Here is a 15,201-nt window from a genome sequence, read left to right on the forward strand (position 1 = left end):
GATGACCGCCCTCGCGCGCCAGCGGACTTACGCTAGCCGCATGAACCACGACACCGATCCGCTGCGCATGCCCGCCCTCGCCCGCTTTGCCGACGTGTCCGTCGACGTCGGCGAGCCGCTGGTGCTGGGCCAGGGCGCGCAGGGGCTGCGCCGGGTGGTGCCCATCCTCGGCGGCCGCGCCGAGGGCGAAGGCTGGCGCGCGCGGGTGCTGCCGGGCGGCGCGGACTTCCAGCGCATCGCCAGCGACACCGCCTCCGAGCTGGACGCACGCTACGGCCTGGAGACCGATGCCGGCGAGCTGATCTACGTGCGCAACCACGCCATCCGCACCGCGCCGCCCGAGGCCATGCAGCGCCTGCTGCGCGGCGAGCCGGTGGACCCGGCGCAGATCTACTTCCGCTGCAGCCCGCGCTTCGAGACGACGTCGAAGGCGCTGCACTGGATCACCGAGCGGCTGTTCATCGGCGTCGGCGTGCGCCATCCGGCCCAGGTGGTGATGCGCTTCTTCGCCGTGCAGTAGCCCGTTCCCTCGTTCCTTCAGGAGACATCCCATGACGACCGCCCCTGCCGCGGGCGCGCAGCGCCGCGCCCTCGTCCTCGCCGCCACGGCCTGCGCCACCTTCGCGCTGGCCAGCCCGGCCGCCGCGCAGGACGCGGCGTCCTACCCCAGCCGCCCGGTGCGCGTCATCGTGGGCTTCGCGGCCGGCACGGGGCCCGACATCGTGGCCCGGCTGCTGGCGCAGAAGCTCTCGGAGGGCTGGAACAACCAGGCCGTGGTCGTCGACAACAAGGCCGGTGCAAGCGGGCTGATCGCCGCCTCCGAAGCCGCCCGCGCGCAGCCCGACGGCTACACGCTGCTGCTGGCCGAGACCGGCATGCTCAGCATCGCGCCCAGCACCTACAGCAAGCTGGCTTACGACCCCGCCCGGGATTTCGTCCCGGTGTCGCAGGTCGTGACCTCGGACTTCGTGCTGGTGTCCAGCCCGCAGAAAGTGCCGGCCCGCACCTTCAAGGCCTTCGTGGACTGGACGCGCGAGCGCAAGAGCCTGTTCATGGGCACCTTCGGCGCCGGCACGCTGGGGCATTTCGGCGCGTACCGGCTGGGCGACACGGTCGGCCTGCAGCCCGAGGCGGTGCACTACCGCTCCACCGGCGACGCGCTCGCCGGCATCATCGGCGGCGACGTGGCCGGTGCCTTCGCCAGCGTCGGCCTGTCGGCGCCCAACGTCAAGGCCGGCAAGCTCACCGGGCTGGCCAGCACCGGCGAGCAGCGTTCTCCGATGCTGCCGGACGTGCCGACCTTCAAGGAACTGGGCTACCCGAACCTGCAGTTCAGCGCCTGGTTCGGCATCGTCGCTCCGGCCAAGACGCCGCCGGAGATCGTGGCGAAGCTCAACGCCAGCATCGTGCGGGCCATGCAGTCGCCCGACGGTCAGAAGAAGATGGAGGACGCCGGCTTTCGCGCCACCGGCACCAGCACGCAGGCCTTCGCCGGCATCATCGCCAGCGACACGGCCACCTGGGGCAAGGTGGTCAAGGCGACCGGCTTCAAGGCGGACTGAGCGATGCGTGGCACCCTCGCCGCCGCCGCCGCCGCCACGCTGATGGCCGGTTGCGCCCAACCTGGAGACGCCGGCCCCGGCAGCGGGACGGCAGCAGCCCCCGTCGGCTGTGCGCAGTTGGCGGGCATGGCCGTGGCGAACACACGCCTCACGCTGGCCGAGGCTGTGCCCGCCGGCAGCATCGCGCTCACCGGCATCCAGCCTGGCGCACCGGGCAGCACCGCCCGCGTGCCGGCGCACTGCCACGTGCAAGGCAGGATCGCCGAGCGCACGGGCATCGACGGCAAGCCCTACGCCATCGGCTTCGACCTGCGGCTGCCCGCCGAATGGAACGGCCGCTTCTTCTTCCAGGGCGGCGGCGGCACCGACGGCGTGCTGCGCGACGCGATCGGCGTGCTCACCGGCGGCGGCAACACCGGCAACGCGCTGCTGCAGGGCTACGCCGTGGTCTTCACCGACACCGGCCACCTCAACGAACCCGGCCCCAACGGGCCCTATCAGTTCGGGCTGGACCCGCAGGCACGCGCCGACAACGGCTACAACGCGATGGCGCAAACGGCCCGCGCCGCCAAGCAGCTCATTGCGGCGCACTACGGCCAGGCGCCCCGGCGCTCGTACTTCGTGGGCTGCTCCAACGGCGGGCGGCAGGCGATGATGATGACGCAGCGCTACCCCGACATGTTCGACGGCGTGATCGCCTCCGCGCCGGCGTACCGCGTGCCGCTGGCCTCGGTGCAGGCGGTGTACGACACGCAGCTCTACGCCCGCGCCGCGACCGAGCAGGCGCCGCCCGCCGCCGCCGGGCGGCCGGTGCTGGCGAAGGCCTTCTCGCCGGCGGACATGCAACTGCTCACCCGCGCCGTGCTGGCGCGCTGCGACGCGCTGGACGGCCTGAAGGACGGCATCGTCGACAACTGGCCCGCCTGCCGCTTCGATCCCGCCGAGCTGCGCTGCCGGGGCGCGAAGACCGCCGCCTGCCTGGGCCCCGCGCAGGTGGAGGCGCTGCAGAAGTCTTTTGCCGGCGTGAAGGACGCGCAGGGCCGGGTGATCTACTCGGACTGGGCCTTCGACGCCGGGCTGCACTCGCGCGAATGGACGCGCTGGAAGTTCGGCGACGCGCAGCAGGGCGAGGCCAACGCGCGCAACCTCACGCTGATGACCGGCGCCCTGGCGATGTTCTTCACGACGCCGCCGACGGTCACCACCGACTTCTGGGCCTACGCCATGGGCTTCGACCCGGCGCGCGACGCGGCGAAGGTCCACGCCACCGGCGGCCCCTTCCGCGAATCGGCGATGCAGATGGTGGCCGCCGAGTCGCCGGACGTCGACGCCTACGTGCGGCGCGGGGGCAAGCTGCTGTTCTTCCACGGCGTGAGCGATCCGGTGTTCTCGGTGAAGGACACGGTGCGCTACCTGGACCGGCTGCGCGCACGCTACGGCGAGCGCACCGACGGCATCGCGCGGCTGTTCACGGTGCCGAACATGGCGCACTGCAGCGGCGGCCCGGCCACCGACCAGTACGACGGGCTCTCCGCCCTGGTGAAGTGGGTCGAGCAAGGCGAGGCGCCCACGCGCATCGTGGCGCGCGCGCGGCCCGAGAACCCCGAGGTGGCCTGGCCCGGACGCACCCGCCCGCTGTGCGCCTGGCCGGCCCAGCCGCGCCACGACGGCCGGGGCAGCATCGAGGACGCGGCGAGCTTCAGCTGCCGCTGAGGCCGCTGCCGGACGGGCGCGAAAACGTTACAGTCAAGAACCAGTTCGGCGCGGCACGGCCGCGCCGCGCCGCCCGTTCCACCGCCTTTCAGGAGACCCCCATGCAACTGCCTGCCCGCTATGACCACGTCGGCAGCTTCCTGCGCCCGAAGTACCTGCTCGATGCCCGCGAACAGAAGGCCCGGGGCGAGATCGGCGCCGAGCAGCTGCGCGAGGTGGAGGACCGGGCCATCACCGAGATCGTGAAGTTCCAGGAGGACGTGGGCCTCAAGAGCATCACCGACGGCGAGTTCCGCCGCACCTACTTCCACATCGACTTCCTGGAGCAGCTCGGCGGCGTGAAGACGGACATCCCCGTCACCATCCGCAAGCCCGACGGCACCGAGGAACTGGCGCCGCCCGTCATGCGCGTCATCGACAAGGTGCGCCACGCGAAGAACATCCAGCTCGCGGACTTCGAATACCTCAAGAGCCAGGTGTCGGCCGGCCGCACGCCCAAGGTGACGATCCCCTCGCCCACCATGCTGCACTTCCGCGGCGGGCGCGCCGGCATCAGCAAGGAGGCGTACCCCGAGCTGGAACCCGACTTCTACGACGACGTGGCCAAGGCCTATGGCGACGAGCTGCGCTCGCTCGCCGCCGCCGGCTGCACCTACGTGCAGATGGACGACACCAACCTCGCCTACCTGTGCGACGAGAAGATGCGCGAGGCCGCCCGCCAGCGCGGCGACGACCCCAACGAGCTGCCGCACCGCTACGCGAAGTTCATCAACAAGGTCGTGGCGCAGAAGCCGCCGGGCATGCTGCTGGCGATGCACCTGTGCCGCGGCAACTTCAAGAGCACGCACGCCGCCGCCGGCAACTACGAGCCGGTGGCCGAGGCGCTGCTCAAGGAGATGGACCTGGACGCCTACTTCATGGAGTACGACGACGCGCGCTCCGGCGACTTCAAGCCGCTGCGCTTCCTGCCCAAGGGCAAGACCGTCGTGCTGGGCCTGGTGACCACCAAGTTCGGCGACATGGAGGACAAGGGCGCGCTCAAGCGCCGCATCGACGAAGCCGCCAAGTACGCGCCGCTGGAGCAACTGGCGCTGTCGCCGCAGTGCGGCTTCTCCAGCACCGTGCACGGCAACAACATCGCGGTGGAGGCGCAGCGCGCGAAGCTGCGCCTGGTGATCGAGACGGCGCGCGAGGTTTGGGGGGACTGAAGCCCCTCAGCGCCGCCGGGCGTGGTTGGCCAGCAGCAGCAGCAGCACGCCGGCCAGCACCACGCCCACCGCCGCCCACTCGAAGGGCGTGACCACCTCGCCGGCCAGCCCCACGCCCAGCAGCATGGCGATGACGGGATTCACGAAGGTGTAGCTGGCCGCCAGCCCGGACGGCGCCCGCGCCAGCAGCACCATGTAGGCGTTGAAGGCGACCAGCGAGCCGAACACCACCAGGTAGAGCCACGCCGCGGCCGCGTCGGCGCGCGGCGGCCAGGCCATGCGCTCGCCGCTGGCGGCGGCCAGCAGCATCAGTACCACGCCGCCGCACAGCATCTCGCTGGCGAAGCCCATCGCGCCGGGCGCCAGCGGCAGGCTGCGCTGGCTGAGCACGCTGCCCAGCGACCAGCAGGCGCAGGCGATGCAGATGGCCGCCAGCCCCGCCGGCGAGGCCTGGAAGCCGCGGCCCTGCGTCAGCAGCAGCACGCCGCCCAGGCCGACCGCGATGCCCGCTCCTTCCAGCCACGAGGGCCGCACGCCCCACAATGAATTGAGCAGCGCGATCATCAGCGGCACCACCGCGATGAAGGCCACCACCAGGCCGGAGCCGACCGACTGCTCGGCATGCCCCACGCCGCCCATGCCGCCGCCCAGCATCAGGCCGCCGACCGCCAGCGCATGCAGCCACTGCCGCCGGCTCGGCCAGGGCGCGCCGCGCCAGCGCATCCACGCGGCCAGCAGCGCGCCGGCGACGAGGAAGCGCGAGCCCATCTGCAGGAAGGGCGGGAAGCTCACCAGCGCCACCTTGATGGCCAGGTAGGTCGAGCCCCACACCAGCCAGGTGGCGGCCAGGCACAGCCACAGCAGCGGCGGCAGGCCGAAGGCCGGGGAACCCGGCGGGCGCAGGGGTGCGGCGGAGGAAGACATGCTTCGCATGGTATGAAAGCGATGGCCGTTCATCCATGCATGATTCAAGGCATCGGCGCTAGGATCGCCTTCATTTCCACGGACATGGAAGAAGCCGGCCTTGAATCCCGAACTCGACGCCTACGACACCCGCATCCTGGCCGAGCTGCAGGCCGACGCCCGCCTCTCGATGGCCGAGCTGGGCCGCCGCGTGCACCTGAGCCAGCCCGCCGTGACCGAGCGCGTGCGCAAGCTCGAATCGGCCGGCGTCATCACCGGCTACCGCGCGTCGGTGGACCTGGCGAAGCTGGGCTACGGCATCCGCGCCATCGTGCGCGTCGGCCGCGCCGAGTACGCCCGCGTCGTCAAGCTGGTACGCGAGACGCCCGAGTGCATCAACGCCTACAACGTGACCGGCGAGGACAGCTGGGTCATCGAGATCGCCGTCATCGACGTGGCGCACCTGGACGCGGTGGTCACCAAGTTCTGCCTGCTCACCGAGACGGCGACCTCGATCATCCTGAACCCGGCGCGCGAGCACCAGCCGATGCTGCCGGCGAGCAAGAGCGACGTGAAGCCGCCGGTGAAGAAGGTCGTCAACGCGTAGCGGCGAGCCGGCCGAAGGCTTCGACGACCTCCGGCGGTGCCTGCACCATCTCGATCAGCACGCCCTCGCCCGAGATGGGAAATTCCTCGTTGCCCTTGGGGTGCAGGAAGCAGATGTCGAAGCCCGCCGCGCCCTTGCGGATGCCGCCGGGCGCGAAGCGCACGCCCTGCGCCGCCAGCCATTCCACCGCCTTCGGCAGGTCGTCGATCCACAGGCCGACGTGGTTGAGCGGCGTGGCGTGCACGGCCGGCTTCTTCTCCGGGTCCATCGGCTGCATCAGGTCCACCTCGACCTTGAAGGGGCCTTCGCCGATGGCGCAGATGTCCTCGTCCACGTTCTCGCGTTCGCTCTTGAAGGTGCCGGTGCGCTCCAGGCCCAGCATGTCCACCCACAGGGTGGCCAGGCGCTGCTTGTCGGGCCCGCCGATGGCGATCTGCTGGATGCCCAGCACCTTGAACGGCCGGGTCGTCGTCGTGTTCATGCGCAGCCTCCTTCGGATGCAACGGTGTCGCGGCCTTGCAGGCCCAGCTTGGCGAGCAGTTGCCGGTCGGCCTCCACGTCGGGGTTGCCGGTGACCAGCAGCTTGTCGCCGTAGAAGATGGAGTTGGCGCCGGCCAGGAAGCACAGCGCCTGCACCGCCTCGCCGAGCTGCTGGCGGCCGGCCGACAGGCGCACGCGCGCCTTCGGCATCAGGATGCGGGCCACCGCGATCACGCGCACGAAGTCCAGCGGATCGATCGGCTCGCTGTCGGCCAGCGGCGTGCCGGGCACGCGCACCAGGCTGTTGATGGGCACCGACTCCGGGTACGGCTCCAGGTTGGCGAGCTGCGCCAGCAGGCCGGCGCGGTGCACCGGCGCCTCGCCCATGCCGACGATGCCGCCGCAGCACACGCTGATGCCGGCCGCGCGCACGTGAGTCAGGGTGTCGAGCCGGTCCTGGTACGTGCGGGTGTCGACGATGTCGCCGTAGTACTCGGGCGCGGTGTCGAGGTTGTGGTTGTAGTAGTCCAGGCCGGCGTCGCGCAGTGCCTGCGCCTGGTGCGCCTCCAGCATGCCCAGCGTGGCGCAGGACTGCAGGCCCAGGCCCTTGACGGCCTGCACCAGCTCGGCCACCTTCTCGATGTCGCGGTCCTTCGGCGCGCGCCAGGCGGCGCCCATGCAGAAGCGGGTGGCGCCGGCGTCCTTGGCGGCCTGCGCGGCGCGCGTCACCTCCTCCACGCTCATCAGCTTCTGTGCCTTCACCCCCGTGTCGAACTCGGCCGACTGCGGGCAGTAGCCGCAGTTCTCGGGGCAGCCGCCGGTCTTCACAGAGAGAAGTGTCGCCAGCTCGATGTCGCCCTCGGGCCAGTGTTCGCGGTGCGCGGCCTGGGCACGGAACAGCAGCTCGTTGAAGGGCAACTCCAGCAGCGCCTGCACCGCCTCCACGGGCCAGCGCGGCGCAGCGGGCCGCGGCTGCGCCTTCGCCGGCCGGCGCAGCGCGACGGGCCGCTCGGGCGCTTCCACTGCGTCGATGCCGCCCGCCGTCATGCGAACTCCATGATCACCTGGTCCACGGCCAGCGATTCGCCCTTGGCAGCGGCGATCTTGCCGACCACGCCGTCCTGCGCGGCGAACAGCACGTTCTCCATCTTCATCGCCTCGATGACGGCCAGCTTCTCGCCGGCCTGCACCTGCTGGCCTTCCTGGACGGCCACGTCCACCAGCAGGCCCGGCATCGGCGAGAGCAGGAACTTGCTCATGTCCGGCGGCGCCTTGTAGGGCATCAGCGCCAGCAGGCGCGCGCCCAGCGGCGAGAGCACCATCGCCTCGATCTGCGTGCCGTTGTGCTGCACGCGCAGGGCCAGCGGGTTCTTGCCGGCGCCGCGCTCCACCTGGGCGGTGAAGGGCTGGCCGTTGACCCGGCCTTCCACGCGGATGCTGCCCAGGGGCGACAGGCTGTCGATGCGGTAGCTGTTCGCGCCCACCTGCACGGCGCTGGAGCCGGTCTTGCCCTGGAAATCGGTGACCGACACCGGCGTGTGCACGTGCTGCCCGTCGGCCGCCAGCGTGACGACCACGAACTGCTCGCCCACCTTCACGCCATGCCCTTCGAGCTGGCCGCTGATGCCCGAGGCGCGGGCGCGGTAGCGGCGGTGCACGTAGGCCGCCAGCGCGACCAGGAAATCCGGGTCGGCATGCGGCACGTCCTCGGCGCGGAAGCCGTGCGCGTAGTGCTCGGCGATGAAGCCGGTGTTGAACTCGCCCGTGACGAACTTCGGATGCGCCAGCAGCGCCGCCTGGAAGGGAATGTTGCTGTGGATGCCGCGGATCACGAAGCCGTTGAGCGCCTCGCGCATCAGTGCGATCGCGTGGTTGCGGTCGCGGCCGTGCACGATCAGCTTGGCGATCATCGAGTCGTAGTACATCGGGATCTCGCCGCCCTCGTACACGCCGGTGTCCACCCGCACGCCGTAGTCGTCGGCTGCCGTCGGCTCGGCGGCAGCCAGCGACTCGGCCGGCGGCTGGAACCGCACCAGCCGGCCCGTGCTGGGCAGGAAGTTGCGGAACGGGTCCTCCGCGTTGATGCGGCACTCGATCGCCCAGCCGTTGCGCTGCACGTCCTTCTGCGCCAGCGGCAGCTTCTCGCCGGCGGCCACGCGGATCATCAGCTCCACCAGGTCCAGCCCGGTGATGCACTCGGTCACCGGATGCTCCACCTGCAGGCGGGTGTTCATCTCCAGGAAGTAGAAGCTCTGGTCCTTGCCGACCACGAACTCCACCGTGCCGGCGCTCTGGTACTTCACCGCCTTGGCCAGCGCCACCGCCTGTTCGCCCATCGCCTTGCGGGTGGCCTCGCTGATGAAGGGCGAGGGCGCCTCCTCGATCACCTTCTGGTGGCGGCGCTGGATCGAGCACTCGCGCTCGTTCAGGTAGATCACGTTGCCGTGCGCGTCGCCGAGCACCTGGATCTCGATGTGGCGCGGCTCCTCGACGAACTTCTCGATGAACACGCGGTCGTCTCCGAAGGAGTTGCGCGCCTCGTTGCGGCAGGAGGTGAAGCCTTCCAGCGCCTCCTTGTCGTTGAAGGCCACGCGCAGGCCCTTGCCGCCGCCGCCGGCGCTGGCCTTGATCATCACCGGGTAGCCGATGCCCTTGGCGATCTCCACCGCCTGCTCGGCCGTGTCGATGGCGTCGTTGTAGCCGGGGATGGTGTTGACCTTGGCCTCGCCCGCCAGCTTCTTCGAGGCGATCTTGTCGCCCATCGCGGCGATGGAGTAGTGCTTGGGGCCGATGAAGACGATGCCCTCCTCTTCCACGCGCTTGGCGAAGCCCTCGTTCTCGGAGAGAAAGCCGTAGCCGGGGTGCACCGCCTCGGCGCCCGTCTTCTTGCACGCCTCGATGATGCGGTCGGCCAGCAGGTAGCTCTCGCGCGAGGGCGCGGCGCCGATGTGCACCGCCTCGTCGGCCAGCTCGACGTGGCGGGCGTCCTTGTCGGCGTCGGAATACACAGCCACGGTCCGGATGCCGAGCTTGCGTGCCGTCTTGATGACGCGGCACGCGATTTCGCCCCGGTTGGCGATCAGGATCTTCTTGAACACTTTTCTTGCTCCGTTCTTGTTCGACGAGCGCACGCGCGCTATGCGAGCCCCAGTTGCTCGCGCATCGCCTTGTTCTTCGCTTCGGCGCGCTGGTAGGCCGGGCGCGCGTTCAACCGGTCCACGTACGCCTTGAACACGGGCGTGGGCTCGATCTGCTTGAAGTCCATCATGAAGCGCAGCGTGCCGCCGAGCACCTGGTCCGCCATGGAGAAGGTGTCGCCGAGCACGAAGGACTTGCCGGCGATGGCGCTTTCGGCCGCGGCAAGCATGGAGGCGAAGTTGCCCCAGCCGGCGGCGACCTCCTTGACCGTCCACCCGGCCTGCTTCGCCATCACGGCCGGCTCGATCACGCTCGGCGCGAAGAAAGCCCAGCGCAGGTAGGTGGCGCGCAGCGGGTCGTCCGGCGCGGGGGCCAGCTTGCCCGGCTGGTAGCGGTCGGCCAGGTAGAGCGCGATGGCTGCGGCCTCGGTGACGACGACGTCGCCATCGACCAGCGTGGGCAGCTTGCCCATCGGGTTCTTCGACACGAGATCCGGGCCCTTCTGCTCGCCCTTCATGATGTCGATGACCTTCAGGTCGTAGTCGACCCCGGCTTCTTCCAGGGCCCAGAGCGTGCCGGCCGCTCGGGAGTACGGGTGGTAGTAGAGGCTGATGGACATGGTGTGCTCCTTTGGCAGGCGTTGGCTCAGAGAGGGATGTTCCCGTGCTTGCGCCACGGGTTCTCCAGCTTCTTCTCGCGCAGCATCACCAGGCTGCGGCAGATGCGCTTGCGCGTCTCGCTCGGCAGGATCACGTCGTCGATGTAGCCGCGCGCGCCGGCCACGAAGGGATTGGCGAAGCGGGCCTTGTACTCGGCCTCGCGAGCGGCCAGCTTGTCGGGATCGTTCTTGTCCTCGCGGAAGATGATCTCCACCGCGCCCTTGGCGCCCATCACCGCGATCTCGGCGCGCGGCCAGGCCAGGTTGACGTCGCCGCGCAGGTGCTTGGAGGCCATCACGTCGTAGGCGCCGCCATAGGCCTTGCGCGTGATGACCGTCACCTTGGGCACGGTGCACTCGGCATACGCGTACAGCAGCTTGGCGCCGTGCTTGATGATGCCGCCGTACTCCTGGCTGGTGCCGGGCATGAAGCCGGGCACGTCCACGAAGGTGATGACGGGGATGTTGAAGGCGTCGCAGAAGCGCACGAAGCGCGCCGCCTTGATGCTCGACTTGATGTCCAGGCAGCCGGCCAGCACCAGCGGCTGGTTGGCGACGATACCCACGCTCTGCCCCTCCATGCGGGCGAAGCCGATGACGATGTTCTTCGCGTAGTCGGGCTGCAGCTCGAAGAAGTCGCCGTCGTCCACGACCTTGAGGATCAGCTCCTTCATGTCGTAGGGCTTGTTCGGGTTGTCGGGCACCAGCGTGTCCAGCGACAGCTCGGCGCGCTCGGCCGGATCGCCGCGGCCGTCGTTGCCCAGGCGCACCGGCGGCTTCTCGCGGTTGGACAGCGGCAGGTAGTTGAACAGCCGCCGCAGCATCATCAGCGCCTCGACGTCGTTGTCGAAGGCCAGGTCGGCCACGCCGCTCTTGGCGGTGTGGGTGGAGGCGCCGCCCAGCTCCTCGGCCGTCACGTCCTCGTGCGTCACGGTCTTCACCACCTCGGGGCCGGTGACGAACATGTAGCTGGAGTCCTTCACCATGAAGATGAAGTCGGTCATGGCCGGGGAGTACACCGCGCCGCCGGCGCAGGGGCCCATGATCAGGCTGATCTGCGGGATCACGCCCGAGGCCATCACGTTGCGCTGGAACACCTCGGCATAGCCGCCCAGCGAGGCCACGCCTTCCTGGATGCGCGCGCCGCCGGAGTCGTTCAGGCCGATGACCGGCGCGCCGACCTTCATGGCCTGGTCCATCACCTTGCAGATCTTCTCGGCGTGCGCCTCGCTGAGCGCGCCGCCGAAGACGGTGAAGTCCTGGCTGAAGACGAACACCAGCCGGCCGTTGATCATGCCGTAGCCGGTCACCACGCCGTCGCCCGGGATCTTCTGCCCCGCCATGCCGAAGTCGGTGCAGCGGTGCTCGACGAACATGTCCCATTCCTCGAAGGTGCCGTCGTCCAGCAGCAGTTCGATGCGCTCGCGCGCGGTGAGCTTGCCCTTCTTGTGTTGCGCGTCGATGCGCTTCTGGCCTCCGCCCAGGTGGGCCTGCGCGCGGCGGCGTTCGAGTTCTTCGAGGATTTCCTTCATGGTGTCCTGCCGGTTTCGTTGATGTTGCTTGTGGCTTGCCGGGAATCGGAGGGCTGCGGCGCGGCCTGGCCGGCAAGCTGGAGCAGTTGCCGCGCCGCCGCCGAAGCCGGCAGCCGGCCGGCAGCCACTTCCGCGGTGATGGCGGGCAGCCGCCCGCGCACGCCCGGGTGCTGGCGGAACTGCTGCTTCAGCCCGGCCTCGATGCGTTCCCACATCCAGGCCAGCGCCTGCTTCTCGCGCCGCGCGGCCATCCGGCCGTTGGCCGTCTGGAGCGCGCGGAACTCGCTCACGGCGGCCCAGAAGCGGTCCACGCCGGCGCCGGTGAGCGCGCTGAGCTGGATCACCTTCGGCTGCCAGAAGCGCAGCTCGGCACCGCTGTGCGCGTCGTGCATCGCCCGTGCATGCTCCGGGTTGCCGTGGTGGCCGAACAGGCGCAGCGCCGAGGTGATCTGCACCTGCGCGCGGGTGGCGGCGTCCTTGTCCAGGTCAGCCTTGTTGATGGCCACCAGGTCGGCGATCTCCATCACGCCCTTCTTGATGGCCTGCAGGTCGTCGCCCGCGTTGGGCAACTGCAGCAGCACGAACATGTCGGTCATGCCGGCCACGGCCGTCTCGCTCTGGCCGACGCCTACCGTCTCGACGATCACGACGTCGTAGCCGGCGGCCTCGCACACCAGCATGGCCTCGCGCGTCTTCTCGGCCACGCCGCCCAGCGTGCCCGACGAGGGGCTGGGGCGGATATAGGCGCTCTCGTGCACCGAAAGCCGTTCCATGCGCGTCTTGTCGCCCAGGATCGAGCCGCCGGAGACGGTGGAGGACGGATCGATGGTGAGCACGGCCACGCGATGGCCCTGGTCGATCAGGTACAGGCCCAGCGCCTCGATGAAGGTGGACTTGCCCACGCCCGGCACGCCGGAGATGCCCAGGCGGAAGGACTTGCCCGTGTGCGGCAGCAGCGCCGTGAGCAGATCGTCCGCCTGCGCGCGGTGGTCGGCGCGGGTGGATTCGAGGAGCGTGATGGCCTTGGCGATGGCGCGGCGCTGGGCCATGGGCGAGGCGGCGTGGAGGATGGCGTCGGTGCGGACGGCAGAGGGCGAGGTCATCGGCTCGGCTCCTCGGGCAGGTGCGCCTCTCCTGACCGTTCGGGCTGAGCTTGCCGAAGCCGGAGCACAGCCGCTGTGTCCGCATCCCGCCCTTCGACAAGCTCAGAGCGAACGGGTTGGGAGGCGGCGTCCGTGCACCCCCACCGTTCGGGCTGAGCCTGTCGAAGCCGGGGCGCGGCCGTTGTCGCTGCATCCCGCTCTTCGACAAGCTCAGAGCGAACGGGTTGAGAGGCGGCATTCTTGCCTCCCCACCACCGTTCGGGCTGAGCTTGTCGAAGCCGGGGCGCGGCCGCCGTATCTGCATCCCGCCCTTCGACAGGCTCCGGGCGAGCGGGTTGGGGAGCGGCGTCCGCGCGGGAACGCGCCAACTGCTGAATCGCCGCCCAGTCTCCGCGGATCAGCGCCTCCTTCTTGGCCCGCGACCATCCCTTGATCCGCTGCTCGAACGCGATCGCGCCTTCGCGCGTCTCGAACTCGCCCTGCCAGAGCAGCTCGACCGGCTTGTGCGTCGCGGTGTAGCCGATCGCACCGTCGGCGTGTTGCCGCAGGCGAAGCGCCATGTCGTCGGTCTGCCCCACGTAGTAGGACGCATCCGAGCAGCGCAACAGATAGACGAAGAAGGGTTTCAAGCGACGGGACGGGAAAGGGCTTCGACAAGCTCAGCCCGAACGGTGGGGGGAATGCGCCGCATGGGCGAACGACAAGCTGCGATCAGGCGGCCACCGCCGCCTTGATCTGCTCCAGCACGTCCTTCGCGCTCGCCGGGATGGGCGTGCCCGGCCCGTAGATGCCCTTGACGCCGGCCTCGTAGAGGAAGTCGTAGTCCTGCCGCGGGATCACGCCGCCGACGAAGACGATGATGTCGTCGGCGCCCTGCTTCTTCAGCTCCTCGATGATGGCCGGCACCAGCGTCTTGTGGCCGGCGGCCAGGGTGCTGACGCCCACCGCGTGCACGTCGTTCTCGATCGCCTGGCGGGCGCACTCTTCCGGCGTCTGGAACAGCGGCCCCATGTCCACGTCAAAGCCCAGGTCGGCAAAGGCCGTGGCCACCACCTTGGCGCCGCGGTCGTGGCCGTCCTGGCCCAGCTTGGAGATCATCACGCGCGGCCGGCGGCCCTGCGCCTCGGCGAACTCGCCGATCTCCTTCTTGAGTTGTTCCCAGCCCTCGGCCGAGTCGTAGGCGGCTGCGTACACACCGGTCACCTTCTGCGTGTCGGCGCGGTGGCGGCCGAAGGCCTTCTCCAGCGCGTCGGAGATCTCGCCCACCGTGGCCCGCAGGCGCACGGCCCGGATGCTCAGGTCGAGCAGGTTGCCCTGGCCGCTCTCGGCGGCCTGCGTCAGCGCGTCGAGCGCGGCCTGCACCTGGGCGGCATCGCGGCCCTCGCGCACCTTCTTCAGGCGCGCGATCTGCGACTCGCGCACCTTCATGTTGTCGATGGCGAGGATCTCGACCGGGTCCTCGTCCTTGAGCCTGTACTTGTTGACGCCGACGATCACGTCCTTGCCGGAATCGATGCGCGCCTGCTTCTCGGCGGCCGCGGCCTCGATCTTGAGCTTGGCCCAGCCGCTGTCCACGGCCTTGGTCATGCCGCCCATCGCTTCCACTTCCTCGATGATGGCCCAGGCGGCGTCGGCCATGTCCTGGGTGAGCTTCTCCATCATGTAGCTGCCGGCCCAGGGGTCGATCACGTTGGTGATGTGGGTCTCTTCCTGGATGATGAGCTGGGTGTTGCGCGCGATGCGCGCTGAGAACTCGGTGGGCAGCGCGATGGCCTCGTCCAGCGCGTTGGTGTGCAGGCTCTGCGTGCCGCCGAACACCGCCGCCATCGCCTCGATGGTGGTACGCACCACGTTGTTGTACGGGTCCTGCTCGGTCAGGCTCCAGCCCGAGGTCTGGCAGTGCGTGCGCAGCATCAGGCTCTTGGGGTTCTTCGCGCCGAAGCCCTTCATGATCCGGCACCACAGCAGGCGCGCGGCGCGCATCTTGGCGACTTCCAGATAGAAGTTCATGCCGATGGCCCAGAAGAAAGACAGGCGGCCGGCGAAATCGTCGACTTGGAGGCCCTTGGAGATGGCGGTCTTGACATACTCCTTGCCGTCGGCCAGGGTGAAGGCCAGCTCCAGCGCCTGGTTGGCGCCCGCTTCCTGCATGTGGTAGCCCGAGATCGAGATCGAGTTGAACTTCGGCATGTTCTTCGCCGTGTACTCGATGATGTCGCCGATGATCTTCATCGACGGCTCGGGCGGGTAGATGTAGGTGTTGCGGACCATGAACTCCTTGAGGATGTCGTTCTGGA

At 69.6% G+C, this 15,201-nt stretch carries 14 protein-coding genes; 5 read left to right on the forward strand and 9 right to left on the reverse strand.

All coding sequences use genetic code 11. The features are described 5' to 3' along the window. The first annotated feature begins 40 nt into the window (after nucleotides 1-40). The 4 genes from ACIY1X_RS07095 to ACIY1X_RS07110 all read left to right on the forward strand — a co-directional run bounded on the left by ACIY1X_RS07095 (nucleotide 41) and on the right by ACIY1X_RS07110 (nucleotide 4,483). The gene (locus ACIY1X_RS07095) at nucleotides 41-520 is read left to right on the forward strand and encodes a DUF3237 domain-containing protein (RefSeq protein ID WP_399679331.1); all 480 of its coding nucleotides are present in this window, start codon (nucleotides 41-43) and stop codon (nucleotides 518-520) included. 31 nt (nucleotides 521-551) lie between these two features. Further along, complete coding sequence (locus ACIY1X_RS07100) at nucleotides 552-1,562, forward strand: Bug family tripartite tricarboxylate transporter substrate binding protein (protein ID WP_399679333.1); 1,011 nt, start codon at nucleotides 552-554, stop codon at nucleotides 1,560-1,562. A 3-nt stretch (nucleotides 1,563-1,565) separates the two neighbouring features. After that, nucleotides 1,566-3,275 (forward strand): tannase/feruloyl esterase family alpha/beta hydrolase, encoded by a 1,710-nt coding sequence (locus ACIY1X_RS07105; protein ID WP_399679336.1) that lies wholly within the window; start codon nucleotides 1,566-1,568, stop codon nucleotides 3,273-3,275. A gap of 101 nt (nucleotides 3,276-3,376) precedes the next feature. Beyond that, entirely contained in the window at nucleotides 3,377-4,483 is a 1,107-nt protein-coding gene (locus tag ACIY1X_RS07110) for a 5-methyltetrahydropteroyltriglutamate--homocysteine S-methyltransferase (RefSeq protein WP_399679338.1), read from the forward strand. 6 nt (nucleotides 4,484-4,489) lie between these two features. Here ACIY1X_RS07110 and yedA read toward each other — a convergent pair whose 3' ends face one another. Beyond that, nucleotides 4,490-5,407: a drug/metabolite exporter YedA gene (gene yedA / locus ACIY1X_RS07115; protein ID WP_399679339.1), complete on the reverse strand. Its 918-nt coding sequence runs from the start codon at nucleotides 5,405-5,407 to the stop codon at nucleotides 4,490-4,492. A 100-nt stretch (nucleotides 5,408-5,507) separates the two neighbouring features. On the opposite strand from yedA, the gene ACIY1X_RS07120 reads away from it, so the two are divergent. Further along, nucleotides 5,508-5,993 (forward strand): Lrp/AsnC family transcriptional regulator, encoded by a 486-nt coding sequence (locus ACIY1X_RS07120; protein WP_038218477.1) that lies wholly within the window; start codon nucleotides 5,508-5,510, stop codon nucleotides 5,991-5,993. Here the strand turns inward: ACIY1X_RS07120 and ACIY1X_RS07125 are convergent. From ACIY1X_RS07125 to scpA, 8 genes are all read right to left on the reverse strand, one after another. Further along, nucleotides 5,983-6,474, reverse strand: a complete 492-nt coding sequence (locus ACIY1X_RS07125) for a VOC family protein (RefSeq protein ID WP_399679342.1) — start codon at nucleotides 6,472-6,474, stop codon at nucleotides 5,983-5,985. The genes ACIY1X_RS07120 and ACIY1X_RS07125 overlap by 11 nt on opposite strands. Beyond that, the gene (gene bioB / locus ACIY1X_RS07130) at nucleotides 6,471-7,520 is read right to left on the reverse strand and encodes a biotin synthase BioB (RefSeq protein ID WP_399679345.1); all 1,050 of its coding nucleotides are present in this window, start codon (nucleotides 7,518-7,520) and stop codon (nucleotides 6,471-6,473) included. The genes ACIY1X_RS07125 and bioB overlap by 4 nt, the downstream gene beginning before the upstream one ends. Continuing rightward, a complete protein-coding gene (locus tag ACIY1X_RS07135) occupies nucleotides 7,517-9,571 on the reverse strand; it encodes an acetyl-CoA carboxylase biotin carboxylase subunit (protein WP_399679348.1) in 2,055 nt (684 codons plus the stop codon). Before ACIY1X_RS07135 ends, bioB begins: the two co-directional genes overlap by 4 nt. A gap of 38 nt (nucleotides 9,572-9,609) precedes the next feature. After that, nucleotides 9,610-10,230 carry a glutathione S-transferase family protein gene (locus tag ACIY1X_RS07140; RefSeq protein WP_399679349.1) on the reverse strand — a complete coding sequence of 207 codons (621 nt, stop codon included), beginning with the start codon at nucleotides 10,228-10,230 and terminating at the stop codon, nucleotides 9,610-9,612. A gap of 26 nt (nucleotides 10,231-10,256) precedes the next feature. Then, nucleotides 10,257-11,801, reverse strand: a complete 1,545-nt coding sequence (locus ACIY1X_RS07145; protein WP_399679352.1) for an acyl-CoA carboxylase subunit beta — start codon at nucleotides 11,799-11,801, stop codon at nucleotides 10,257-10,259. Further along, nucleotides 11,798-12,904, reverse strand: a complete 1,107-nt coding sequence (gene meaB / locus ACIY1X_RS07150; RefSeq protein ID WP_399679353.1) for a methylmalonyl Co-A mutase-associated GTPase MeaB — start codon at nucleotides 12,902-12,904, stop codon at nucleotides 11,798-11,800. Before meaB ends, ACIY1X_RS07145 begins: the two co-directional genes overlap by 4 nt. Beyond that, nucleotides 12,901-13,533: a GIY-YIG nuclease family protein gene (locus ACIY1X_RS07155; protein WP_399679356.1), complete on the reverse strand. Its 633-nt coding sequence runs from the start codon at nucleotides 13,531-13,533 to the stop codon at nucleotides 12,901-12,903. Before ACIY1X_RS07155 ends, meaB begins: the two co-directional genes overlap by 4 nt. An 82-nt stretch (nucleotides 13,534-13,615) precedes the next feature. Next, a partial coding sequence (gene scpA / locus ACIY1X_RS07160) for a methylmalonyl-CoA mutase (protein WP_399679359.1) occupies nucleotides 13,616-15,201 on the reverse strand: 1,586 nt, incomplete at its 5' end.

The organism is Xenophilus sp. (genome assembly GCF_044462705.1).
GTDB classification, from domain to species: domain Bacteria; phylum Pseudomonadota; class Gammaproteobacteria; order Burkholderiales; family Burkholderiaceae_C; genus Xenophilus; species Xenophilus azovorans.